Annotated in this window: 25 protein-coding genes and 1 pseudogene; 5 read left to right on the forward strand and 21 right to left on the reverse strand. The window is 42.6% G+C overall.

Annotated features, from left to right (window positions below; genetic code table 11):
* Positions 1 to 110 precede the first annotated feature (110 nt).
* A complete protein-coding gene (gene pheS / locus FTU98_RS04070) occupies positions 111 to 1,091 on the reverse strand; it encodes a phenylalanine--tRNA ligase subunit alpha (RefSeq protein WP_004975156.1) in 981 nt (326 codons plus the stop codon).
* A gap of 159 nt (positions 1,092 to 1,250) precedes the next feature.
* Between pheS and FTU98_RS04075 the strand changes: the two genes are divergently transcribed.
* Positions 1,251 to 2,279, forward strand: a complete 1,029-nt coding sequence (locus tag FTU98_RS04075; RefSeq protein WP_167846241.1) for a hypothetical protein — start codon at positions 1,251 to 1,253, stop codon at positions 2,277 to 2,279.
* Between the two features lie 292 nt (positions 2,280 to 2,571).
* Here the strand turns inward: FTU98_RS04075 and rplT are convergent, their stop codons facing one another.
* Both rplT and rpmI read right to left on the reverse strand, forming a co-directional pair.
* Positions 2,572 to 2,931, reverse strand: a complete 360-nt coding sequence (rplT, locus tag FTU98_RS04080) for a 50S ribosomal protein L20 (RefSeq protein ID WP_004975153.1) — start codon at positions 2,929 to 2,931, stop codon at positions 2,572 to 2,574.
* A gap of 11 nt (positions 2,932 to 2,942) precedes the next feature.
* A complete protein-coding gene (gene rpmI, locus FTU98_RS04085; protein ID WP_004975152.1) occupies positions 2,943 to 3,137 on the reverse strand; it encodes a 50S ribosomal protein L35 in 195 nt (64 codons plus the stop codon).
* Between the two features lie 340 nt (positions 3,138 to 3,477).
* On the opposite strand from rpmI, the gene FTU98_RS04090 reads away from it, so the two are divergent.
* Positions 3,478 to 4,236, forward strand: a complete 759-nt coding sequence (locus FTU98_RS04090) for an energy transducer TonB (RefSeq protein ID WP_026438356.1) — start codon at positions 3,478 to 3,480, stop codon at positions 4,234 to 4,236.
* A gap of 28 nt (positions 4,237 to 4,264) precedes the next feature.
* Here FTU98_RS04090 and FTU98_RS04095 read toward each other — a convergent pair whose 3' ends face one another.
* From FTU98_RS04095 to FTU98_RS04130, 8 genes and pseudogenes are all read right to left on the reverse strand, one after another.
* Positions 4,265 to 4,693 carry a YqaA family protein gene (locus FTU98_RS04095; protein WP_004975149.1) on the reverse strand — a complete coding sequence of 143 codons (429 nt, stop codon included), beginning with the start codon at positions 4,691 to 4,693 and terminating at the stop codon, positions 4,265 to 4,267.
* Between the two features lie 7 nt (positions 4,694 to 4,700).
* A complete protein-coding gene (locus tag FTU98_RS04100) occupies positions 4,701 to 4,985 on the reverse strand; it encodes a hypothetical protein (protein WP_179991363.1) in 285 nt (94 codons plus the stop codon).
* Positions 4,986 to 5,057: 72 nt separating this feature from the next.
* Positions 5,058 to 5,675, reverse strand: coding sequence for a glutathione S-transferase N-terminal domain-containing protein (locus FTU98_RS04105; protein ID WP_004975146.1), 618 nt, complete (start codon positions 5,673 to 5,675; stop codon positions 5,058 to 5,060).
* Positions 5,676 to 5,886: 211 nt separating this feature from the next.
* Positions 5,887 to 6,435 carry a translation initiation factor IF-3 gene (gene infC, locus FTU98_RS04110; RefSeq protein ID WP_096902435.1) on the reverse strand — a complete coding sequence of 183 codons (549 nt, stop codon included), beginning with the start codon at positions 6,433 to 6,435 and terminating at the stop codon, positions 5,887 to 5,889.
* A gap of 5 nt (positions 6,436 to 6,440) precedes the next feature.
* Positions 6,441 to 8,363: a threonine--tRNA ligase gene (gene thrS / locus FTU98_RS04115; protein ID WP_004975142.1), complete on the reverse strand. Its 1,923-nt coding sequence runs from the start codon at positions 8,361 to 8,363 to the stop codon at positions 6,441 to 6,443.
* 188 nt (positions 8,364 to 8,551) lie between these two features.
* A complete protein-coding gene (locus tag FTU98_RS04120; protein ID WP_180050479.1) occupies positions 8,552 to 9,721 on the reverse strand; it encodes an alanine racemase in 1,170 nt (389 codons plus the stop codon).
* A 58-nt stretch (positions 9,722 to 9,779) separates the two neighbouring features.
* Positions 9,780 to 11,063: a D-arabinono-1,4-lactone oxidase gene (locus tag FTU98_RS04125; protein ID WP_167846245.1), complete on the reverse strand. Its 1,284-nt coding sequence runs from the start codon at positions 11,061 to 11,063 to the stop codon at positions 9,780 to 9,782.
* Positions 11,064 to 11,254: 191 nt separating this feature from the next.
* Positions 11,255 to 12,972: pseudogene (locus FTU98_RS04130) on the reverse strand (neutral/alkaline non-lysosomal ceramidase N-terminal domain-containing protein).
* Between the two features lie 121 nt (positions 12,973 to 13,093).
* Between FTU98_RS04130 and FTU98_RS04135 the strand changes: the two are divergent.
* A complete protein-coding gene (locus tag FTU98_RS04135) occupies positions 13,094 to 14,122 on the forward strand; it encodes an AraC family transcriptional regulator (RefSeq protein ID WP_004975134.1) in 1,029 nt (342 codons plus the stop codon).
* A 202-nt stretch (positions 14,123 to 14,324) separates the two neighbouring features.
* Positions 14,325 to 15,971, forward strand: coding sequence for an acyl-CoA synthetase (locus FTU98_RS04140; RefSeq protein WP_180050482.1), 1,647 nt, complete (start codon positions 14,325 to 14,327; stop codon positions 15,969 to 15,971).
* Positions 15,972 to 16,078: 107 nt separating this feature from the next.
* Here the strand turns inward: FTU98_RS04140 and yjgA are convergent, their stop codons facing one another.
* The 9 genes from yjgA to mazG all read right to left on the reverse strand — a co-directional run bounded on the left by yjgA (position 16,079) and on the right by mazG (position 22,789).
* Positions 16,079 to 16,612, reverse strand: a complete 534-nt coding sequence (gene yjgA, locus FTU98_RS04145) for a ribosome biogenesis factor YjgA (RefSeq protein ID WP_180050485.1) — start codon at positions 16,610 to 16,612, stop codon at positions 16,079 to 16,081.
* A 2-nt stretch (positions 16,613 to 16,614) separates the two neighbouring features.
* A complete protein-coding gene (locus FTU98_RS04150) occupies positions 16,615 to 16,884 on the reverse strand; it encodes an HPr family phosphocarrier protein (RefSeq protein ID WP_026438354.1) in 270 nt (89 codons plus the stop codon).
* On the reverse strand, positions 16,881 to 17,732 hold the full coding sequence (gene rapZ / locus FTU98_RS04155; RefSeq protein ID WP_179997074.1) for an RNase adapter RapZ: 852 nt from the start codon (positions 17,730 to 17,732) through the stop codon (positions 16,881 to 16,883). Before rapZ ends, FTU98_RS04150 begins: the two co-directional genes overlap by 4 nt.
* A gap of 24 nt (positions 17,733 to 17,756) precedes the next feature.
* The gene (gene panC, locus FTU98_RS04160; protein WP_004975122.1) at positions 17,757 to 18,602 is read right to left on the reverse strand and encodes a pantoate--beta-alanine ligase; all 846 of its coding nucleotides are present in this window, start codon (positions 18,600 to 18,602) and stop codon (positions 17,757 to 17,759) included.
* Between the two features lies 1 nt (position 18,603).
* Complete coding sequence (gene panB, locus FTU98_RS04165) at positions 18,604 to 19,413, reverse strand: 3-methyl-2-oxobutanoate hydroxymethyltransferase (RefSeq protein ID WP_004975120.1); 810 nt, start codon at positions 19,411 to 19,413, stop codon at positions 18,604 to 18,606.
* Between the two features lie 49 nt (positions 19,414 to 19,462).
* Complete coding sequence (folK, locus tag FTU98_RS04170) at positions 19,463 to 19,951, reverse strand: 2-amino-4-hydroxy-6-hydroxymethyldihydropteridine diphosphokinase (RefSeq protein ID WP_178318752.1); 489 nt, start codon at positions 19,949 to 19,951, stop codon at positions 19,463 to 19,465.
* Positions 19,948 to 21,414: a polynucleotide adenylyltransferase PcnB gene (gene pcnB / locus FTU98_RS04175; RefSeq protein WP_131260755.1), complete on the reverse strand. Its 1,467-nt coding sequence runs from the start codon at positions 21,412 to 21,414 to the stop codon at positions 19,948 to 19,950. The genes folK and pcnB overlap by 4 nt, the downstream gene beginning before the upstream one ends.
* Before the next feature lie 129 nt (positions 21,415 to 21,543).
* Positions 21,544 to 22,011, reverse strand: a complete 468-nt coding sequence (locus FTU98_RS04180; protein ID WP_180050487.1) for a ComEA family DNA-binding protein — start codon at positions 22,009 to 22,011, stop codon at positions 21,544 to 21,546.
* Positions 22,012 to 22,027: 16 nt separating this feature from the next.
* Positions 22,028 to 22,789 (reverse strand): nucleoside triphosphate pyrophosphohydrolase, encoded by a 762-nt coding sequence (gene mazG, locus FTU98_RS04185; protein ID WP_004975111.1) that lies wholly within the window; start codon positions 22,787 to 22,789, stop codon positions 22,028 to 22,030.
* Positions 22,790 to 22,896: 107 nt separating this feature from the next.
* Here mazG and FTU98_RS04190 point away from each other — a divergent pair, with 107 nt between their 5' ends.
* A complete protein-coding gene (locus FTU98_RS04190; protein WP_180050489.1) occupies positions 22,897 to 23,670 on the forward strand; it encodes an SDR family oxidoreductase in 774 nt (257 codons plus the stop codon).
* Positions 23,671 to 23,763: 93 nt separating this feature from the next.
* On the opposite strand, the gene der is transcribed toward FTU98_RS04190, so the two are convergent.
* A complete protein-coding gene (gene der, locus FTU98_RS04195) occupies positions 23,764 to 25,176 on the reverse strand; it encodes a ribosome biogenesis GTPase Der (protein ID WP_004975107.1) in 1,413 nt (470 codons plus the stop codon).
* Positions 25,177 to 25,323: the final 147 nt, after the last annotated feature.

Here is a 25,323-nt window from a genome sequence, read left to right on the forward strand (position 1 = left end):
TTATTTCGCGTAAGTCCCCCTTTTACAAAGGGGGATTTAGGGGGATTTTTAAAATTTAAAAATAATCTCTTTTCCCTCTCCTAATTTTAGGAAAGGTTGTTTAAAAAGTTTTAAGCAAACTGGCGCAAGAAACGCACATCATTTTGGTAGAACATACGCAAGTCATTGATGCCATAACGCAACATCGCAAAACGCTCTACCCCTAAACCGAAGGCAAAACCTTTATATTTTTCTGGATCAATGCCTGAAGCGCGTAACACATTTGGATGCACCATACCGCAGCCCAAAACTTCCAACCAGCGACCACGTTCATCCATAATATCCACTTCGGCACTTGGCTCTGTGAATGGGAAATAAGATGGACGGAAACGTACTTTTAAGTCTTTTTCAAAGAATTCGTTTAACAGGTTAATTAACAAACCTTTGAGTTCTGCAAAACTGGTATTTTCTGCGACGTATAAGCCTTCAATTTGATGGAACATTGGTGAGTGTGTTTGGTCTGAGTCGCAGCGATACACACGACCTGGACAAACAATACGAATAGGCGGCTGTTGATTTTCCATGGTGCGAATTTGTACGCCCGACGTGTGGGTACGCAATAAATGATTCACATCAAAATAGAAAGTATCGTGCATGGCACGCGCAGGGTGATGTCCTGGAATATTCAACGCTTCAAAGTTGTGATAGTCATCTTCAACTTCTGGGCCCGTTGCCACGGTAAAACCTGCTTTGGTAAAGAATTGGCAAATACGTTCCTGTACCTGCGTAACTGGGTGAATACTGCCGATGCTTTGACCACGACCTGGCAAAGTAATATCAACGGTTTCATTCGCCAGTTTTTGTGCCAAAGCCGCTTGTTGTAATTCAGTTTGACGCGCAGTTAATGCCGCATTGATTGCTTCACGCACAGCATGAATTTGTGCACCAAATTCTTTACGCTGTTCAGGGTCCATTTTACCTAGTGCTTTGGATTGTTCCGCAAGCTGGCTTTTTTTCCCCGTAAATTGCACTCGCACCTGGTCGAGTGTAGCAAGGTCCTCTGCTGCTGCAATTGCAGCGAGCGCTTCATTGGTCAGGGCTTCCAGTGACATAGTAACTCTCAAAAGCAACAATTTAGAAATAATTTAAAAACCCCGTATTCTAACAGTTTTTAGTCGCTTTGATGAAGCTTCGATGTAATGAAAATTAGATTAGCATCTTGAAATACAAAAAGTATAAGATAAAGCCAATCACCACGAGATCTCAACATTATGGCGCTCGATCAGATTTGGAAACAGCAACTTGCCCTTGTGACTTATGGCAATGAATATTTGGCTCAAGATTTAAGTTTTAATCATTGGCTCAAGCATCAAGTGTTTAACCAGCATCAAATTCAGTTTCGTGATTTATTGTCACAACATTTACTGGCACAACACTTTCAAATCTGGTTAGAGCATCTTAAACAACAAGGTGTGCGACGTTTAAGCCTACATCAGGCAAGTATTTTAAATGATGAAAAAAACCCCAATCCAAATGTAGAGTTATTGCCTTTTGCACACTTTATTGTGAGTCACGAGGCACAGCACAAATCTGCTTGGATTTTCGGAAAAGAGCTTGCAGAATGGTATACCGCAGAACAAGATTATATGGCGCCTGTTTCCCAACAGAGCGAACTACGTCAGGAAGTCATGTGGCGCTATCAATTAAATCACAAACTCGCCAAACAGCTCGATGCAGATTTTGCCTCTCCAAACTGGGATGAAATTGATCGCTTTATTCGCTCCGAATTATTTTTAAATCCTTGTGCTACAGAGTTTGTTGAACCAGAGCAAAGCGCTAAACCTTATTTCGGTGTAGATCTTACTCAAAACGCAACTGAAAGCATGTACCCAACTTTGGCGTTAATTCCCGCAGACTACCCTGCTGCCTATGCACATCAGATGCTGTATCGTTTAGATGCACTGGATCAACACATTCAGAATAAAATCCAGCATCCTTATCATGCCGATGGCACAGAACTTGAACCAAGCGAACAACTCAATTTACGTCATTTTTCTCAGAAACTTGAAGATTTACACGCCAAATTTATCACCAAGGTTGCGAACCATTATCAGACCGCACAGCTCACGCCAGTGCAAACACCTGATCCTTTTGAATCAACGCCTAGCCAAGTACAAAACATCGCTTCACCACAAATACCAACACCTGCAGCTACGCATAAAGTGGGTACATCTGCCGTGATTAAACTGATTTTAATGACTGTGGTTATTTGTGCAGCTGCCTATTATTTTGGTTTATAAGCTTAGGGGCTGTTGACAATTCGTCTATGTTTGCGACAACGCATATTTTTTAGCTGATATAAGGCATGGGACAGGAAATTTAGTCATTCTAAATGACCGGCACATAACGCAATAGCAGCAAAAAATATGCTTGTCCTTCGCTGCGCCTTCCGCTGCAAACAAAGCAGTGCTTGTTTTTGCTCAGGCTGTGGCTAAAAATTTCTCAGATTGAGTTATGAAACTTGGCAGAGACCCTAAATTTCAGGCATAAAAAAAGACCGCAAATGCGGTCTTTCTTTTAAGTCATAAAGACTTATGCAGCTAATGCATCTTTAGCTTTTGTAGCTAAAGCAGCAAATGCAACTGCGTCATGCATAGCGATGTCAGCAAGTACGCGACGGTCGATAATCACTTGTGCTTTTTTCAAGCCAGCGATCATACGGCTGTACGATAAACCATTTTGACGAGCGCCCGCATTGATACGCGCAATCCATAAAGCACGGAATTGACGTTTCTTTTGACGACGGTCACGGTAAGCGTATTGACCTGCTTTGATTACCGCTTGGAACGCTACGCGATATACGCGTGAACGAGCACCATAGTAACCTTTAGCACGAGCAAGAATTTTTTTATGACGGCGATGAGCCTGTACACCACGTTTTACACGAGCCATTTATAATCTCCTTAGATGTATGGGCACATAGCACGAACAGCAGCAACGTCACTCACGTGAACCATTACACAGCCGCGCAATTGACGGATACGTTTAGCAGATTTTTTGGTCAAAATGTGGCGTTTGAACGCTTGTTTACGCTTGAAACCGTTAGCAGTCGCTTTGAAACGTTTAGCTGCACCACGGCGAGTTTTTAACTTAGCCATAACAACCTCTTTAAACACCTGTTCGGCACGTCTGCACCATTGCAAAAACGACCTGCAGGTAAGGGAGCGAGTATTCTAAAGCATCTTTGCTTAAAACAAAAGCATATTGGCTAAATAAAAAATGATCATTACCTCACTCATTTGCCGTAATTCAACTCAGGAAAAAATACTGGAATTGTGAACACCCACTACAATTCAAAATAAAGCTAAAGCTCTGTCAAAAATTGTGCAGATCAACACCCTAAAAACTTGCAATAAGTTGCGGATTACCCTTGCGATTATTCACAATTCCATCAATACTTCGCCTCGTCTTGTGTGAGATAAAAAAGACCGTAATATGATGAAAACATCTTTATATATAACTCTATTGCTTGGACTCAGTGCGACGCATCTTTTTGCAAAACCACCGCAGCAGAAATCGACACCAAAAGCCACACTCGAAGTACAAAAAAGTGCTGCCTTGCCTGCTCATCTCACCACACGCTTAGCATGGCGCAAGTTTCCACAACCCAAATATAAAAATGAAGATTTAAATCAACAAAACCGAGCTGCAATTGTGCGTATTTATGCAGATGAAACCGGCAAAATCAGTCAAGCCACTATTCAAGAAAGTACAGGGCTGAAAAAATTAGATGATGCCTTATTACAAGCGGTTCGCACTGCTGAAATTCAACCGACCTATGTAGAAGATACTGCCGTACCGACCATTGGTTTTCAAAGCTTTAATTTAAGATTTCAGGATAACCAGCACGAAGATTGCCAGTTTGATTTTCAATCTAAACAATGGTTAGCACAGCAACAACAGCAAAAAGTTCAATTTAAGTATCGTAGTCAACCACAATTAAACTTAAGTGCGGAAGATTTAAAAAATCACTCACGTAAGTTAAAGTTTCAATTCAAAGTAAATAAGCATGGCGAAGTGAAACGTGTGAAATTGACACAAGGTTCGGGACAATACGCACTTGATCAACAAGTTTTAGCTGCAGTGAAAGCTGCTCAAGTAGATGTACCGCGTCAATTTTGGCTGTATAAAAAGTCAAAATTAAAAGATGAAATTTATTTTGATTTAAACACGTGTGATGCTCAAGAACAGTCATAAGTGTCTATAAATAATAGGGGTTGCTTGCTTAAACCCATGTATAAACAAAATAAATAAACAGATAACGCCCGATTTTGGCTAGACTCACCATCAACACAAAACGGGCAAAATGTTCTTTCATTAAACCTGCAATCAGCGTAATTGGATCACCAATAATCGGCACCCAACTGAGCAGTAAAGACCAAAACCCATATTTGGCGTAGGTGTGCTGTGCTTTTTCTAATTGTGTAGCCGAAACAGGAAACCACTTTTTATCTTTATAATGTTCGATCTTGAGTCCCAAATACCAGTTCACACAAGAACCTAAAATATTGCCTAGACTGGCAATGCTAATCAGCCAAATGGGTGCATAGCTGCCTTCATATAACAGCCCCAACAACACAGCTTCGGACTGTAAAGGCAATAAAGTTGCCGCACCAAATGCAGATAAAAATAAACCAAACAGCGTCCAAAGCATAGACGATTTAAAGCCCTAAAGCCTGCTTGGTTTTACGATATTCCCAGCTCGCCCAAAAAATACTAAGCAAAATAAGTGCCGCACGTGCCCATGTATAACGCTGAGTAACAGGCTCAATCGCAGCACGTAAAACCTGTTGATCTGTGCTATTTAAAGCCGCAATCATATTCTGCACATGAAATGCTTCGATCACAAATAAGATCAAGCAAGACACAATGCCCAAAATAATGCTCCAATACACTTTGGCATTTTGCTCAACAATCTTGGTAAAGTTTAAAAAAAATTCTTGCATAGCTCATCCAATAAAAAAGCCACCTGAAAAAGTGAGGTATCAGGTGGCTGGCATCTTAGCATAAAAGTAGATTTAAACTTGAATCGCGAGTGCTTTCTGCACTGCAGGGCGCGCAGTCAGCCGTGTAATATAGTCTTGTACATACGGATAATCTTCCAGCGAAATATTTTGCCAGTCATGACGTAACGCCCACGGCAAAATAGCCATATCAGCAATTGAATATTCGCCCGCCACGTACTTTTGCCCCATCAACTGCTTATTTAACACGCCATACAAACGCTTGGATTCATTGATATAGCGTTCAATCGCATAAGGAATTTTCTCTGGTGCATAACGGCTAAAATGATGATTCTGTCCTAACATTGGACCAAAACCACCCATTTGCCACATGAGCCACTGCTCTACCTCAACACGCTCCTGTTCATCGGTAGGATAAAACATGCCAGTTTTGCGCCCTAGATATTGCAAAATTGCACCCGACTCAAACACAGAGATTGGCTCACCACGCGGACCGTTCTGATCGACAATTGCAGGAATTTTATTATTGGGCGAAATTTTTAAAAAATCTGGCTGAAATTGATCATCTTCTGAAATATTGATGGGGAAAATTTGATATTCCAAACCCATTTCTTCAAGTGCAATACTAATTTTATGACCGTTGGGGGTGCCCCAATAATAAAGATCAATCATGTTTTATCCTTCATTACTTTTTTTGCTTTTTGACCAGCATTCTTCTACTGCGGTTTTAGTTATAGCATGTTTTTAAGCGTTTGTTGCGTGTCGCTGCGTAGAGTTTTTTTATCGAATGGCATATCTCATAAACATGAAACATAGATGCTCACTTTCATCACGCAAAAAAAAGCACCGCCAAGGTGCAGTGCTTCTTTTGTTCAAGATGGGATTACTTTTTCTTTTTAGGACCAAGCAACATACCCATTTGACGACCTTCCATTTTTGGTGCTTGTTCAACTACACCATATTCAATTACATCTGCTTCAACTTTTTGCAATTGAGCCAAACCTAACTGTTGGTGAGCCATTTCACGACCACGGAAGCGTAAAGTGATTTTTACCTTGTTCCCTTCTTCAAGGAATTTGATAATTGCACGTAATTTTACGTTGTAATCACCAACATCAGTCGCAGGGCGGAGCTTGATTTCTTTCACCTGTACTTGATGCTGTTTTTTCTTCGCTTCTTTCTGCTTTTGCTTTAGATCAAACAAATGCTTGTTAAAGTCCATGATTTTGCACACCGGTGGTTCGGCATTTGCCACAATTTCCACCAAGTCAAGGTCAACGCTTTCTGCTGCGCGTAATGCATCAGCCAAGCTTACAATACCTTTTTGCTCACCATTTTCGTCTACAAGACGGACTTCTTTTGCACGAATTTCATCATTCAAAGCAGGACGGTTAGATTTTCCGCCCTGTTGATTACGGTCAGGCTGTTTAATCGCTGTTACTCCACAATATACCGGCCGCGTTCTGCGACGGCTGTTTTCACTAGGTCAATGAAAGCATCAATTGACATAGTACCCAAATTTGTTCCTGAGCGAGTACGGACGTTTACCGTTCCTTCTTCCACTTCACGGTCCCCAAGTACCAGTAAGTATGGAATACGCTCTAATGTACGCTCACGAATCTTAAAGCCGATTTTCTCATTTCTCAAGTCAGAAATAGCACGAATACCGTTTTCTTTAAGTTTTGCGACGACCTGTTCACTTGCAGCAGCTTGTGAATCGGTAATATTCATGACACAAGCTTGCACTGGCGCTAACCATGGTGGCATAAAGCCTGCATAGTGCTCAATAAGTATACCAATAAATCGTTCAAAGCTGCCAAGAATTGCGCGGTGCAACATTACAGGCTGATCACGATCATTGTCTTCAGTGACATAAGATGCCTCTAAACGCTCAGGCAAGTTAAAGTCACACTGAATTGTACCACATTGCCACACACGACCTAAGCAGTCTTTCAGTGAGAATTCAATTTTCGGGCCGTAGAACGCACCTTCACCCGGTTGTAACTCCCATTCCAGACCTGCAGCATCCAAGGCATCAGCCAAAGATTTTTCTGCCATATCCCAAAGTGCATCATCTCCCACACGTTTTTCAGGACGTGTAGACAGTTTCATTTGCACCTCTTCAAAACCGAAATCTTTATAAACATCTAAAGTCAGTTTGATGAAGTCTGCAACTTCTGGCCCAATTTGTTCTTTGGTACAGAAAATGTGGGCATCGTCTTGAGTAAAGCCACGTACGCGCATAATGCCGTGCAGTGAACCTGATGGCTCGTTACGGTGACATGAACCAAATTCTGCCAGACGAATTGGCAAATCACGATATGACTTTAACCCTTGGTTAAAGACTTGTACGTGACATGGGCAGTTCATTGGTTTTACTGCATAGTTACGGTTTTCAGAATGGGTAGTGAACATATTGTCTGCGTAGTTGGCAGCATGTCCTGATTTTTCCCATAGCGTGAAATCGACCACTTGCGGGGTACGAATTTCTAGGTAACCGTTGTCTTGTTGTACTTTACGCATGTACTGCTCAAGTACTTGGTAAATCGTCCAGCCATTTGGATGCCAGAACACCATGCCTGGTGCTTCTTCTTGCATATGGAACAAGTCCAAAGCTTTACCAATTTTACGGTGGTCACGCTTTTCTGCTTCTTCAATACGTTTGATATACGCTGCGAGCTGTTTTTTGTCCGCCCAAGCCGTACCATAAATACGTTGTAACTGTTCGTTTTTCGCATCACCGCGCCAATAAGCGCCTGAAATTTTGGTGAGTTTGAACGACTTTAAGAATTTAGTGTTTGGAACGTGTGGACCACGACACATATCCAAATAGTCTTGATGATAGTACAAGCCCATTTGGGTTTCGTTTGGCATGTCTGCAATCAAACGTAATTTATATTCTTCGCCACGCGCTGTGAATTCTGCAATTACTTCATCACGCGGGGTCATTTTTTTCACAACATCATAATCTTGGTCGATGAGCTTTTTCATACGCTCTTCGATTGCTGCCAAATCATCTAACGTAAATGGACGAGGCATCCAGATGTCATAGTAGAAACCTTCTTCAATGACAGGGCCAATCACCATTTTCGCTTCAGGAAAAAGCTGTTTTACCGCATGCCCCACCAAGTGCGCACATGAGTGACGGATAATCTCTACGCCTTCTTCATCTTTAGGCGTAATAATTTGTAGGGTTGCGTCTTCGGTAATTAAATCGCAGGCATCGACCAAACGATCATTCACACGTCCAGCAACTGTATTTTTGGCAAGACCCGGACCGATGCTTTGAGCAACTTCCATCACAGATACGGCTTGATCAAACTGTTTTTGATCGCCATTTGGCAAAGTGATAATAGGCATAGATAAAAATCCTTAAGGAGTGATGCCCCGTACCATGGAGCATATCACCGCGAGATTATGATTAAGGGAGACCCTCAAAAGATAAAAACGGTGTATAAATAAAAAGCGCCTTAAATTTTACACGGCTTGCGTACAGGTTTAAACCTTTGTGTACTAAAAAAGCCAAAGAATCGGCATTTCAGCTGTTTTTATTCCCTAAAGGTTGCCCACGGCGTGAATTGTCCATGTTGATAGGCATACACCGCTTCAAACTGTGGCAACACCGCCTCACTCTGTTGCGGGCGTAAAAATACATAATCATCTATTTGGATGCGATGCTGTTTGGGTACTTGAATCAACTCTTGGTTGCTACTGCGTCCGTATAAAGCATGTGGATGACTGCTCTCAGGATAAACATAATCTGCCATCCAATAGCCACCATAAACAAAAATGGCTTGATTGGATTGTGGCAAATAGGACTGCAAACGATCTAAGCCTGGCACTTGTACCGCAGCCAATACCTTTAAAACAGGTGTTGCAATCCACAAAGCCGATTGCAAATCTGACAAGATTTTTAAATCAAAATCACTGGGTTTAAGCAACATCGAACCAAAAGCCAGATCATTACATTCACTGTGCTGACAATGCTGCATAAATGTCAGGCTACCACCACCGTTAAAACACAAGTCATCCTGCCACAACTTTGGAAAATGATGCTGAATCAGTTGTTTATAATTTCTATATTGCTGCTGTGAGTGTTGATAGGCTTTGGCTTGTGCATGAAATACATTTGGTAATTTCACCACATGCACATCGTACCCCATCAAACCTGACAGTTTTAAATGTTGTGGATGCTGCTGAATCAATTCCAGCATTTGCATAAATCCAGCATGATCTTGCGCCCCACCACGATGCAAACCGATATCAATTTCAAGATTAATATTCAAACAAAGCTGGCGTTGTTGTGCCAAATGTAAATACTGTTGTAAACGTGCAGGTTGATCAACCAACCATTGTAAATGCAATTGGATATTCTCAGCAGACGCCATCACCTGCTGATAAAAAGCATCTACCGCACGTATTGGCATTGGCTTGCCAAACAGTACATCTGCTTGTGGAAAGTGCTGCATCACTTCATACAAATGTGGCAGATGAAACAACATAAAACGCTGCGTATTCAGACTTTGGCTTGCGTGTTGCAATATCTCCAAACACGCTAGCGATTTCACCACCAGTCGTGGTTGCAACCGTGCAGGCAAATGGGCTGCAACATAATCCAAGTTATGCTGAAAACGTGCCATATCCACAATCAGTTGCGGTGTTCCTGTACCCTGTTGCTGCAAACTGTGGGTGAGTTGCTGAAAATAATCACTTTGCATGTCACGCTCCCTAATTGAATGCTCTTATTTTGCGATTGCTTGAGTTGTTTATTGAACATCACGCTGCACTCAAACTTGGAATCGTGAAAATTTGTCTTAAATATGGATTAATCCATTTTTGCTGTGGATCAAGCTGCTCACGAAGTTGCATAAAATCATCCCATTTTGGATATAACTCACGTAATTGATCCGCTTGCATACTGTGCAATTTGCCCCAATGTGGACGTCCCTGATATTTTTGTAAAATCGGTTCAACCCATTTAAAAATATGTTGGCAATCTTGTTTATAAAATTGGTGGATTGAAATAGACACCGAATCCCGTCCATAAAAAGGACTCAGCCAAATATCATCGCCTTTGACATAGCGAAACTCGATTGGGAAAAACATGGCGACACGCTGTTGTTTCAAAACCGCCAATAATTCTTCTAAACACGCCAAACCTTGCTCGGCAGGCAATTGGTATTCCATTTCGTTAAATTTGGTATTGCGTGGCGTTGGGAAAATTTGACTCGACCAATCGACATGAGTACTCGGTTTGATAAACACGCCCAACAAAGATTGTAAATACGGATTTAACTGTGGAAAAACACGGGTTATTTCCGAACAAAAATTTAATAAACGGTCTTCTGATAACCAATATTGCGGACGAGGATCCGTCAATCCTCGGCTCTCATCTAAGGTTTTTAAAATCACCTGATCACTGTGTAAAAATGCCCAAAACTCAATATGGCGATGTTGATGCTTCCAACGGTCTATATATTGATAAATATCACTCAAGGCACATAAACGTAGCTGCTCTTTGAGTTTATAGCGCGAACGGTTTTGTAAAGTGATTTTGGTCATCACCCCAAAACTGCCCAGCGCGACCCGACCTGCCTGAAAAATTTCAGCATTGTGTTCAGGTGAACATTGCAACACCTCACCCTCTGCTGTGAGCAGTTCAAAATCAGTCACCAAAGCCGATAGACAAGGTAAATCCACACCTGTGCCATGTGTTCCTGTTGCAACCACACCTGCCAAACTCTGATGATCAATATCGCCCTGATTTTGCAGCGCCTGATGAATCGGAGCTAGACATTCACCCAGTTTGTACAGCCGAGTCCCTGCATGTAAGGTGCATTGCTGCTTTTGTGCATTAAATTGATGCACCCCCTGAATATGATCTAAATTCACCATCACATCATCGGTTGTGGCTAAGGGGCTAAAGGAATGCCCTGCTCCGACCATTCTAATTTTGTCGTGCTTTCGCACAATTTTTTTCAGTTCATCTACATTTTTCGGCTGTAAAAAGTCTGGATAGGCTGTTTGCTTTCCAGACCAGTTACTCCAACGCTGTTTCATAATCCTTCCTTTTTCTGCGTGGCATTTATTTTTATTGCAGTTTGTTTTGCGTTACTTTTTAAAGTACCGCATTAAAAAAATAGAGACACATGGATGAGATAAATGACCTCTCTATCCATATTGATTTAGATTAACCTCCTGACTAGTACATGATTTAGAATATGTTTCACATGGAACAATGTATAAAAAAACTACAATTCATTTAGCGCATTAGCTTTCAAACTGTCACGATATGTTCTTTTTTCTAATTCATCCAAAGGTACAGCGGGCGGTAATAACGATGCTGTATCGCGTTGTGGAATAGGCAAATTCAATTGCTCTGCGAAATATTGAAATTTAGTTTGCAACGCTGCCAAAGTCCACTGTCCATATAAAGTGTGACCACCTTCATAGGCTTGTTGTTGATATTCCTCGAAGGTGGTCACATAGCCCATATAATCATTGCAATATGAAGCCAACCATACTTTTTGAGTCGATTCCAATTCTTGTTGTACGGTTACTTTGAGCCGCTTAGCTGCAACAGTAGTAATTTCCCCAGGACAGCACAGCAAGGTTAAGTCGCCAATTTTAATTAATTGTAATGGCACTACATTCGGTACCAACAAGCTATGATCAATTGCGCCTACACTGGCCTGCTTGTTCATTTCTGCAATCAGTTTGTCTAAAAATTTAGGATAATGATTCAGTGGCTTGCCAAAAATGGTTTTAGAACCACATTCCAGCACAATATCTTTGGGGCCTTGTGAGGCATATAGCTGTTGATAATAGGTATAATCTTCGGCTTGAGGATTACTCAACTTTTTCTTTTTCACTCGCTGCGCTAACCATTGCATACCTTTAAAAATCGGTTGTGCCACACCTGCACCATCTACAGGTGTTCCTGCAAAAAATGCTGCACCATGACAGGCTGCACTGGTTTTTGCATCTGTTTGCCCCATCGCAAATTCAACTGGAATTTCAATATTGCTTAAATCGACATAATGGCACACAGCATCTAAAGCTCCCATTAACGGCGTACCTCTATGTGCCAAAGCTTTCAGTGCCAATTCACTTTGATAGCGACCATTTTGCTGTGTATATTCGTATTCTTTTTCATCGCGCATTGCAGCACGTACCTGTGACTGCTCAGGGCCATGATAATGTGGAGAAACATCACCCGCTGCGGCTTGGGCAAAAATTGCCACAGGATTTTTGACCCCACGTTGTTGCAGTGCACGCTCGGTACAAAGTGCGGCATAACCTTTGTTATCACCATCATGAGCGCTTAAACGACTGCTTAAACAGGTAGCATGCACCCCAAATAAAGAAAAAACTGCCTGTAAATTACCTTCGCGATAAAAACCAAGCAATTGCATATCACGATCTAAGGCCAAATGTGCCTGTTCCAGCGTTCTACGAGATACATCAGGATTACGGTTATACGCTGTTAAAGAGCGATTCCATGCCACTGGCGTTTCTTCTGCAAAACGACCATTGCTCATATAAATATCGGTTTTTTCTGGGTCGCCAAAGCTTTGAGCACACTGCCCACAATCGCATCGACCACTGCATTTAAATGTTCAGGCACAAAACCAGGTGTGGGCATATTGTACAACGCTTCATGTGCACAACCGCCAGGTGCAGAATGAGTATGCGTTGCCATCAATACCAAACGCTGCGGCTGAAAACGCTCCCCCAGTTTACGCTGTAAACGCTGTATCGCTAAATGACGCATGGCATAGGTCACACACCCCATATCCAGACAGCAAAAAATTAATAAGTCATTGTCTAAGGTTTGAATACAAATACTGCGGGCAAATAAAGCTGTTCGTTGTTCATAGGCACGATGTTTCCAGTTGCCATAACCAAACATGGCAAGCCCTTTTGGCTGAATATGAATTTCCTGTTTATCCCAACCCACCAAATACATTGCAATCGTATTCCTTTTCATCTATACAATCAGTCATGACGCTGATCAACGCCATTAAACAAAATTGCATCACGGCAAATAAGGGTCAAAGCGACAATGGCATGGGGGGATAATCGGACTTATGTCAGCAACTTCAAACTACTTGCTGCAGCACGTGCCGCCTGCCTTATTGTCAGGTCTGATTCATTACGCCAAAGAACAACAGATCCCCTATCAACCATGGTTTCAGGGAATTTCTCAAGATCTTGATCAAATCGTCCAAGGCAATGGTTTTGTTTCATTTCAAGATATTTGCAAAGTGGTGACACGCGCCCTGCAAGACACTCAATGTGCACATTTAGGCTTAGAAATTGGACGTGACAAGGGGCTGATTTCCATGGGCATGCTCGGTTTTGCCATGGTGTCCAGTCAAAATGTTGTAGAAGCCTTACAGACAGGACTGCAGTACCATCCCATTTCAGGCAGTGTGATGGATTTGGAGTACGATTTTTCCTCGACCTCTCCTACACTGGTGATGAAAGAGCGTTATCCCACGGGGAACTTACTGCGCTTTTTTTGCGATGAAGTCCTCTCCAGTATTGTTAGCTGCTTAGACGTCATGCTTGGCAATCATCAAGATTTGGTCGAAGTGCATTTTAGTTTTGCCCAACCCGACTATTTAGAGGCTTATCAGGTGCATTATCAATGTCCTCTGCACTTTTCATCATACATGAATGCTTTGGTGTTCCGACCAGAGATTTTAGGACGCCAAATTAAAACCTCTAGTGCCGCCAATTACAGCACCGCCCTGCGTGTCTGCCAACAAGCGTATCAGGATATGCAGGCGATTAATCAACAGCAATATGCACACGTGTTGAGTTATCTAATCGAACAGCATTTACCTCAGCACTTTGATATGCACCAAGCGGCACAACATTTTCAAATGAGCGAAAGACATTTACGCAGACAATTACTTGCCGAAGGCTGCAACTTCCAAAACCTGCGCCAACACGTTTTGGAAAATAAAGCCAAACAACTGCTACAACAGCCTTTGAGCATGACTGAAATTAGCCAACAACTTGGCTTTAGTGAATTACGCGAATTTCGACGTGCATTTAAGCGTTGGACAGGTCTCAGCCCATCACTCTATAAAAGCCAAATGACAGAATAAGTTAATATTTTCCAATAAGCTACTATTTTTATTGAATAAAAAATAGCTGCTAAATTTTACTTAAACTATTTTTTAAATGTACTTACAAGCGATTCAAAACAAAAACAACAGATTTTCGACTAAAGCATAACTGCAAAGCTGCCATAAAATCCCTATCTTTTTAAGTTGGATAAAATAACGACACATATTATGGAGAATAACAATGGTCAGCGCATACGATGAATTACCGCGTACCCCTGCGAACTTTGTCGCCTTGTCCCCGTTACGTTACTTAGAACGGGCAGCTTATATTTACCCGCACCAAAACGCGATTATTCACGGTTCACGTCAAATTACCTGGCGCGAAACTTATTTGCGCTGCTGCCAATTTGCACATCAACTTCAAAATTTAGGCATCAGCAAAAATGACACTGTTTCGGTGCTGCTTCCGAATGTTCCTGCCATGCTAGAAGCACACTTTGCTGTGCCAATGGCGGGTGCAGTGCTGAACACACTAAACACTCGTTTAGATGCCAAAACACTGGCGTTTATGCTCGATCATGCAGAATCCAAAGTGCTTTTGGTTGACCCTGAATTTGCGGCTTTGGCACAAGAAGCCTTAGCGATGGTCAATCATGAAATTTACGTGATTGATGTCAACGATGCAGAATATGAGCATGCTGCCAATGCCCTTAGCATCGGACAGATTGAATACGAAACTTGGCTGGCTGAAGGTGACCCAAATTTTGAATGGCATTTGCCACAAGATGAATGGGATGCAATTAGCCTGAACTATACGTCTGGCACGACAGGCAACCCGAAAGGCGTGGTCTATCATCATCGCGGTGCCTACATTAATGCAGCCAGTAATATTATTGCCTGCGGGATGACCCCACGTGCAACCTACCTATGGACACTGCCCCTATTCCACTGTAATGGCTGGTGCTTTGCATGGACGATGGCAGCCAACGGTGGCACCAATATCTGCTTACGTAAAGTCGACCCTGAACTGATTTTTAAATTAATTGCAGAGCACAAAGTCGATTATTTCTGCGGTGCGCCAATTGTCTTGTCGATGCTCATCAACACCCCTGAGGAGAAAAAGACTCAGTTTGATCACCGTGTTGAAGTGATGGTTGCGGGTGCTGCACCGCCAGCAGCAATTATTGAAGGTATGCGCAATATTGGCATTAACGTAACTCACGTTTATGGCTTAACTGAAACCTATGGCCCATCTGCGCTGTGTGCTTCTCAAGCAGGCTGGAGCGACCTATCCATTCAAGAACAAGCACAATTACATTCGCGTCAAGGCGTGCCTTATCCGCTGCAAGATGGCATGAAAGTTTTAGACCCAGAAACCATGCAACCTGTACCAAAAGACGGCAAAACCATGGGCGAAATTATGTTCCGTGGCAATATCGTGATGAAAGGTTATTTGAAAAACCCAGAAGCCACCGCAGAAGCATTTGCAGGTGGCTGGTTCCATACGGGCGATTTAGCTGTCTGCCAACCCGATGGCTACGCCAAAATTACTGACCGCTCTAAAGATGTGATTATTTCAGGTGGTGAAAATATTTCTTCACTCGAAGTGGAAGAGGTGTTGTATCAACATCCTGCAATTTTGACTGCTGCAGTGGTGGCAAAACCAGATCCACGTTGGCAGGAAGTCCCGTGTGCCTTTATTGAACTGAAAGAAGGCAAGCAGGTCAGCCCTGAAGAAATTATTGCCTATTGCAGTCAACATTTGGCGCGTTTTAAAGTACCAAAGGATGTGGTGATTACTGAAATTCCAAAAACATCGACAGGTAAATTACAAAAATTTGTACTGCGTGAATGGGCCAAAGAGCGTTCAGTCGGTGAGTTCGGCTAAAATTTGAAAATCCTTACACATAAAAGACAATAAAAAACGACTCGTTATGAGTCGTTTTTTATTGCAATCAGACAAGCTCGCGTTTGATCACTTGGTTCTCTGATAGCTTAGTTTTCTGACAGCAAAGCCACTTGCTGCACATAGTTAAACAACTTGAGCTTAGATGCTTCAAGTTCTTCCGCAGACACTTCCTGTTTCATATCACGGTGGATACGCAACACATGCTGACGCAGTGTATGACGTTCAGCCGCTTTATAGGTTTTACCAAAATCATTAATCACAGGGTCGCCGTCTTTAATAATTCGTTCCACCCAACGCTGTAACTGTGCGGTTTTTTTCGCACCTTGTTGCGGTGTCAAATAAGACAAAATTACGCTTTCATCTTCATTACGCAACAATTTACCAATACGCTGACACTGACGACGACGTGCTTCATGTGAAGTAATGCTTTGCAATTCCAGTAAAGCATCAATTAAACGCTCTTCTACTGGAAGTTTCTGAATTTGTTTGGCGCTTAACTGCGCCAATTGTTCGCCCAGTGCAGCCATACGTTGTACGGCTTTTTTCTGTTCGGTTTTACTTGCACGCCCTTCTAAAGATTCAAAGTCATCTTCGGTAAAACGTTGCGGTCGACGTGCCACGATTAATCTGCCTCGTAAAATTTTGCTGCAAACAGTGCTTGAATATCAGATAAAGCTTTTTCTTCATCTGCACCATCAATCACCAAGCGTAAAGTAGTTCCCTTGCCTGCACCTAACATGAGCAAGGACATAATATTTTTGGCATCAACCAATTTGTCGCCTTTACCAATTTGGATTGACGAACGAAATTTGGTGGTCACTTCAATCAGCTTCCCAGATGCCCGTGCATGTAAACCTAGTTTATTAATTACGTCAACAGTTGTGTCAATCATGACCAGTGCTTCATTTCTCGGTGTAAGACTTGAATAGACCATTTTGCCTCAAGTGCTTTTTTTAGTCTATCTACGATATAAACGGAACGGTGTTGCCCACCCGTACAGCCAATTGAAATGGTGATGTAGTGTCGATGTCCTTCGGCAAAGGCTGGCAACCATTTTTCTAAAAACTGATGGATGTCCTGAAACATTTCATGGGTTTGCGGACTTTGTTGCAAAAATTTCTGCACAGGTGCATCTAAGCCTGAATGTTTTCTTAGCTCCAAATCCCAATGTGGATTGGGCAAATGACGCACATCAAACACATAATCGGCATCTAAGGGGATTCCGTGCTTATAGCCAAAGGATTGTAAAATTACAATCAGGTTGTCAGTTTGCCCAAGCTTAGACAACAACACATGTTTTAAATCATGCACGCTTTTGTCAGTGGTATCAATATGAACCGTAGAGCGGAACTGAATCGGCATCAACAAGTTTTTTTCTTCTTGAATACATTCATTCAAGCTTTTAAAACGGCTAGAGAGTGGATGCGGACGGCGTGATGCGCTAAAACGGGCAATCAATTCCTGATCTTGCGTGGTCAGATAAATAATATCGACTGAACCATGCTTTTGCAGTTGCTCAAATACCAAATCAAACTCTTGCAAGTCGGCACGGGTACTGCGTACATCTACCCCCAATGCCAACTGTTCCAAGTTATTTTCCTGATCCAGTTTATCCACAATTTCGGGAAGCAATGCCAAAGGTAAATTGTCAATACAGTAATAACCCAAATCTTCCAACACTTGTAATGCCGAAGATTTTCCTGAACCCGATTGACCTGTCACGATCAAAATACGTTTCATGGCATGCAACCCTTCTATTGCCAGCTATGCAGAATGTTTGACCTGCAAATTATCAATTAAACGTGTATTGCCCAATTTTGCTGCAACGAACAACACCAGATCTTCACTAAATGCTTCAATTTTCTGCAATTCTGTTGTACGCGCCTCTACATAGTCCACAACAAAGCCTGCTGCTGTCAATGTTGCTTTAATATTCGCTAACACTTGTGACAAAGTTTCACCTTGCTGTAATGCTTGTGCAGCAGCCTTTAAACTTTGATAGATTGTCGGTGCAATTTGACGCTGTTCAGCGCTCAAATACCCATTGCGTGAACTAAGTGCCAAACCATCTGCTGCACGTACAATTGGCACACCAATCACTTCTAGCGGAATATTCAAGTCACGTACAAACTGACGAATGACTGCCAGTTGTTGATAGTCTTTTTCACCAAAGAAAGCATAGTTTGGCTGTACCATATTGAATAACTTGGTCACGACCACCGCAACACCATCAAAGTGTCCAGGACGCTGCAAGCCACATAAGTCTGCCGTAATCTCGCTCACTGAAATATTGGTCAAACGTGGTTTGCTGCCATACATTTGCTCAACTGAAGGCGCAAAAATAATGTCACAACCGACTTCTGCCAACAATTGACTGTCTTGGTCTAAAGTTCGCGGATAACTGTCAAAGTCTTCATTAGGGCCAAATTGAATTGGATTGACAAAAATACTGACCACCACCACATCACATATTTTTTTCGCTTCGCGCACCAAGGTCAAATGCCCTTCGTGCAAATTGCCCATAGTCGGAACAAAACCAATGGTTTTACGCGCAGCGCGTGCAGGCTGTAATGAAGCCGCTAAGCCTTGAATTGTGGTTTCAGTTTTCATATTACAACTCGACTTGGAAAGTTTGTTCACGTGCAGGGAAAGAACCATCTTGAACTGCAGCATGATAGGCTTTAAATGCATCCAAAATGGCAGTTTCACCCGCTTGTTCTTTCATAAAGTTACGTACAAATTTTGCGACACGACCAAAAGTCAGCCCCAGCATGTCTTGCACCACTAGTACCTGACCGTCAGTGTCTGCACCTGCACCAATCCCAATCACTGGAATTTCAGGGAACAAGGCAGAAATTTCTTGACCTAGCTGTGCTGGCACACATTCTAGTAACAGAATCGCCGCGCCTGCTTCTACCACAGCTTTACAGTCAGCAATCAGTTTATCTGCAGCTTCGCGGGTACGTGCCTGTAATTTATAACCGCCAAATACATGCACCGATTGTGGCGTTAAACCTAAATGTACACAGACAGGAATACCATTACGGGTCAGTGTTGCAACGGTTTCGCTGAGCCATGCACCACCTTCCATTTTGACCATTTGTGCACCCGCTTGCATCACCTCTTTCGAGCTTTGCAATGCATCATTTAAGGTGGCATAACTCATAAATGGCAAGTCAGTCAAAATAAAAGCATGTTGATTACCACGACGCACCGCCGCAGTATGATAAGCCATATCCGCCACGCTGACAGGCAAGGTTGAGTCACGCCCCTGAATAGACATACCCAAAGAATCGCCAATTAAAATCGTATCAATTTCAGCAATTTCCATTGCTTTCGCCATGCTTGCATCATAGCAAGTCAGGCAGGAGAATTTTCGACCTTCCGCTTTAAATTTTCTTAGGTCACTTAAACTAATCATGAAAATATTCCTCTATGGAAAAAGCATCACGCATGCTTAATTTAAAACTTTATAGCCCTGCCCAATTGCCTGCATCCACAACAGTTAAGCTCGGATGTTCAAGCAATGGTGAGTGTTTTAATAATTGTCCTTTGACACTTAAGTTAGCATCTAAATCTAACAGCGGGATGACGACAAAATCACGTTCTAATACCCCTACATGCGGTACAGTCAGACGTTCATTTTGAATGTTGGCATCAGCATAAATCAACAAGTCTAAATCTAGCGTACGCTCACCCCAATGGCGTAAACGTACCCGACCCGACTCTTGTTCAAAACGCTGTAATTCATCTAACAATGCCAAGGCTTCAAGTTCGGTATCTAAACGTACCACAGCATTCAAATAATTAGGCTGATCTTGTGGCCCCATTGGTGGGCTTTGATACAGTTTAGAAGTCTGCACTTGCCCCAAAGTTGCCAGTTTTTGCACCGCTTCAGTCAAAATTTGACGCGAATCGCCCAAATTACTGCCTAAACCAATATAGGTGATGTTGCTCATTGTGTTGGCCCAAAAATCACTTGGCTTAAATCACGTTGCACACGTTTACGTTTTAAAATCGGATGATCTGCACCAATACCTGAACCGTTTGCTGTAGCAGTCAATTGCGCCCGATTTTCTTCATACTGTTTGGCTTTACGCGCACGTCGACTACGAGGCTCAGGCTCATTCACCAAGGGTTCAATCTGCATATCGGCAGCATGTGTTGCTGGTGCCACATCAACAGGTTCTTGCGCTGTTTTACGGCGGCTCTTGGCACGTAATCGGTTATATTGGGCAATCGCACGTTCTTTTTCATCGGTGCTCATAAGCTGGTAGGCATCCCACCACTGACCCATTCCTAAAGTCGAGCTATCGCCTGCTTTTTCACGCAGTAATAAAAAGTCAAAACCTGCACGGAAACGCGCATGCCCAGACAATGCTTCAATTTGCTGTGGTTTCGGTTGCAATAAACGGGTTTGCATTTCCCAAACTTCACGAATAAAAGTTTCAGCAAAACGAGGAATAATGGTACGTGTCGCCTGACGTTTCAGTACATCTAAACCTGCTTGGGCTCGCGCTTCGGCTGCCACCACACCTTTAGAAAGATAAAAGTCACAACGCTCTAAAAACGGTTGCCACAACAGCACCGCATAGAAAAATGCAGGGTTGATGGTTTTACCAATCGTAATCCGTTGATCGGTATTTTTTGCTGCACGTTCAATAAATGAGTTGATGTCTGGCTTGATGTCGGCAAATAACTGACGCCAAATACCAAACTCAATCAACATCGGCAGGACTTTATTTAAATGTCCCATCGTAAAGAGTTTTTGCGACTCATCATATAAACGGTGTGGCGATACATCACGCAATAACTGCGTCATTTCAGGCGTAAAAATTTTAAGAATTTTTGGATCAATATTGAAATTTAATTTGGCAGCAAAACGCAAAGTACGCAGCATACGCACTGGGTCTTCTTCAAAACGTAAAGTTGGATCGCCCAATAAACGCAAGTTTCTGTGCTTTATATCATCTACGGCATTGCAAAAATCTAACACGATGCCTTTGCGTGGCTGGTAATACAACGCATTGATTGAAAAGTCACGACGGGCAAAATCTTGCTCGATTGTGCCCCAGTTATTATCGCGCAGAATCATCCCCGCCGCAGAAGTCACAGCTTTTTTCGGTGGCGCACGGAAAGTGGCCACTTCAATTAGTTCACGCCCTGCATAGACATGCGCCAGCTCAAAACGTCGTCCAATAATTCGGCAACGTCGTCCGAAAACTTCTTTCACTTGTGAGGGTGTGGCATTGGTTACGGCATCAAAATCCTTCGGATTTAGCCCTAACATTAAGTCACGAACTCCACCACCGACGATATAGGCTTCATAGCCTGCTTTGGTTAAAGCATCTAGAACATCTAAAATGGAAGAAGGTAATTGAGCGGTAGATAAACCACATTTTGACGCGCGCAAAGTTTGCAAAAGACGCTGTCTCCTACGTCTGAACGTAAAACAGATAAGATGTCGCTAATCATATCTCTAACACAATCAAAGGGCAATTTGATTCACATGCTAATTTTGCAATGTGCAGTGCTAAAATTCTGCTTGCAGCTACAATGCCAACTTGTGTTTATTCTTGGCAAATAAGGCAGGGCCAATCCCTTTGACTTGCTGAAGTTCTTCAATACTTTGGAATTTTCCATTTTGTTTTCGGTATTCCACAATCGCTTGTGCTTTTTTCATGCCCACCCCAGACAATTGCTGCAATTGTTCTAGTGAAGCGCTATTTAAACGCACTTGATTTGTATGCGCACTTTGCTGAGTAGGACGTGCTAAATAATGTTCTGCGCTTGATGATGTGGTTTGAGCCGCACTTAAACGCTGATCTTGCGCGGCTTGCTGCGCTTTCCATTTTAAATAGTTTTGATCATAGCTGTGCCCAGCCACCTGCGCAGGCTTAGATTGCACATTTTGTGCTGTAGTCCATACACTGATACTGCATAACAGCAATGCAAGCCAGTACTGCCATCCGAAAGAAAAAAAGCGAAAAGAAACTTTTAATTGCTGCGATATATTCATGTTGCCGCAAAACCTGTCATTTTAATTGTTGTTTTGCCTGCTCCCAAAGTTGATCCATTTCTTCTAAAGTCATATCTTCTATTGTTTTTTGTTGTAATTCGGCCTGATCTTCAATGTAAGCAAAGCGTGTTCTAAATTTATGAATTGTGCCCAATAATGCCAACTCACTGGACACGCCAAGTTTACGCCCAACATTGATTAAAGAAAACAAACAATCCCCTAACTCATCCTGTATTTCATCGGATTGTTGCTGTTGAATCGCCTGTTGTAATTCTTGCAATTCTTCTTCTAACTTGCCATACGCATCTTGCACGGTATGAAAGTCAAAGCCCAATTGTGCCGCATGCTGCTGAATTTGCTGTGCCTGCACCAAAGCGGGTGCATGTTTCACCTCATCTAAACGGGACTTTGCTTTACCCTGTTTTTCTTGTTGTTTGATGGTTTTCCATAAGGCAGCGACATCTTCTGCGCTGAGCTGCGCAAACTGTTCTGCCTGAAAAACATGTGGATGCCGACGAATCAATTTATCGCAAATGGCTTGCACCACATCCTGAAAATCAAATGCGCCTTGTTCGCTATACATTTGTGCCTGAAACACCACTTGCAACAACAAATCACCCAGTTCATCACGTACATCATCCACCTTGCCTGAACGCACTGCTGCTTCAACTTCATAAGCTTCTTCAATTGCGTATTGAGTCAAACTTTCTGGGGTTTGTTTTTGATCCCACGGGCATTGTTGACGTAACTGTTGCATGATTGAAAGCAATTGCTGCATGGGTTGTTCCTTATTTCAATTTATTGCACGAATGCACCATTTTTTTGTTATGCTCAGACGGCAAGGACGATATGCACAACAAAAATAACATCAGGGAGCAAGTTCAAATGCACAGTATCTTGATTAGTGGCGCTGCACAAGGCATTGGTGCGGCAATCGCACAATTGTTTTATCGGCAAGGTTACCGTGTCGGTATTTATGATATTCATCTCACACAAGCACAGCAATTGGCAGAACAATTGGGTGAGCGTGCGCATGCAGGTTTGCTTGATGTAGCAGACTATACCAGTTGGCAAGCTGCATTATCCGATTTTTGCCAATGGGCAGGTGAATTGAATATTTTGGTGAATAATGCAGGAATTCTCTACTCAGGCGCATTTGAAGACACACCCATAGAAGCGCATCATCGGACTATGGCAGTGAATGTGAATGGTGTATTAAACGGTTGTCATGCGGCTTTGCCTTATTTAAAACAAGCAAGTTTTGCACGGGTGATTAACCTGTCTTCGGCATCTGCGATTTATGGACAAGCCGATTTAATTTCTTATTCTGCTTCCAAATTTGCAGTACGTGGCATTACGGAAGGTTTAGATATAGAGTGGCAAAAATACGGCACTCGGGTCTTAGATGTCATGCCGCTATTTGTACAAACTGCAATGGTGAAAGATATGGATGCAGCCACCATTCAAAACATGGGCGTGCATTTATCGACAGAAGATGTCGCCCAGGTGGTGTATCAACAAGCGACGGTTAAAGATTCGATTCTGACCAATACGCATCGTGCGGTCGGTTTAAAAGCCAAAACCCTAATGCAACTTTCGAGTATTAGCCCACAATGGTTAAATCGTCTGTCGAATAGCTTGTTGGCGAAGCGTCATTAATTCTACATCTATCTATATTTAAATTAAGTTGCTCAAAAAAAATCCCGAATTCACATTCGGGATTTTTTAATCAAACGCGTCAAAATTTAAGCCTTAGCCTCGCTTAAACTTCTTCTCGGCTTTCTTAAACTTCTGCACATAACGACGACGACGTGCCGCAGTACGCTCATCCACTTGTGACTTACGCCCTTCAAATGGGTTTTCAGAGGTTTTAAATTCAATTTTTACAGGTGTACCTTCTAGCTTATAGACTTTACGGAACACGTTTTCTAAATAACGACGGTAATCTGCAGGAGTTTTATCGACCTTATTACCATGAATCACGATGGTTGGCGGGTTCTGTCCACCCATGTGTGCATAACGCATTTTAATAGCGCGACCTTGCACTTTAGGTGGATGGTGTGCATCTGTTGCGTCATTCAAAATTTGCGTCAATTTGGCAGGTGACACTTTTAAGTGCGATGACTCATACGCACGGTGGATAGATGGATATAAGTCACCCACGCCTGTACCATGCAAGGCAGAAATCAGGTGGATTTTTGCCCATGGAATAAAGTCAAAACGACGCTCAACATCTAACTTACATTGTTTGCGATCATATTCGGACATATTGTCCCATTTGTTAATCGCAATCACCATGGCACGCCCTGCTTCAAGTGCGTAACCAATTAAGTGCAAATCTTGCTCGACAATACCATCACGTGCATCAACCACAATCACCACCACGTGTGCATCTTTCATGGCTTGCAAGGTTTTCACAATCGAGAATTTCTCGATCATTTCATCGACCTTACCTTTACGACGCACACCTGCAGTATCAATCAAGGTGTATTTACGTTCGTTGCGCTCAAACGGAATATAGACTGAGTCACGTGTCGTACCTGGCTGATCGTATGCCACTACACGTTCTTCGCCCAATAAACGATTGACCAGTGTCGATTTACCCACGTTTGGACGTCCAATAATGGCTAAACGCAAACCTGTGTCTTGATCGTGTGCATCTGGGTTTTCATCTTCAGGAACATCTGCCAAAACGTCTTCCAGCATTTGCTGAACGCCTCGACCATGGCTGGCAGCCACTTGCAATGGCTCGCCCATACCCAGTTTAAAGAACTCAACCAAAGCGGCTTCGGCATGTACGCCATCTACTTTGTTCGCCACCAAGAATACTTTTTTGCCCAAAGTACGCAATTCACGCGCAATTTGCTCATCCGATGCCAACAAGCCTGCACGTGCATCGACCACAAAAATGATCATATCGGCTTCATGGATGGCTGTTTTAGATTGTTCAGCCATGTAAGAGTCGATGCCACCTTCACTTTCGCCAATACCGCCAGTATCGACCACAATGAAAGATTTATTTTGATAGGTTGCATCACCATATTTGCGGTCACGTGTCAGACCTGCAAAGTCGGCAACAAGTGCATCACGGCTCTTGGTAATCTGGTTAAACAGCGTTGATTTTCCGACGTTCGGACGACCAATGAGCGCAATTACGGGTTTCATAGATTAACCTTTATTCAAGATCAGTCAGTTTCAATGGTCTGTACATCCGAAACTGTGGAAGAAAGAACAGAGTATGGATGTTGGGTTCAGCGTTGCGACCACGCAAACGACAGAGAGAACATCGACCACTCTATTAAATAAAAACAC

Origin of the sequence: Acinetobacter sp. YH12211, assembly GCF_013418015.1 — a bacterium.
In the GTDB taxonomy this organism is placed as follows: Bacteria; Pseudomonadota; Gammaproteobacteria; order Pseudomonadales; family Moraxellaceae; genus Acinetobacter; species Acinetobacter towneri.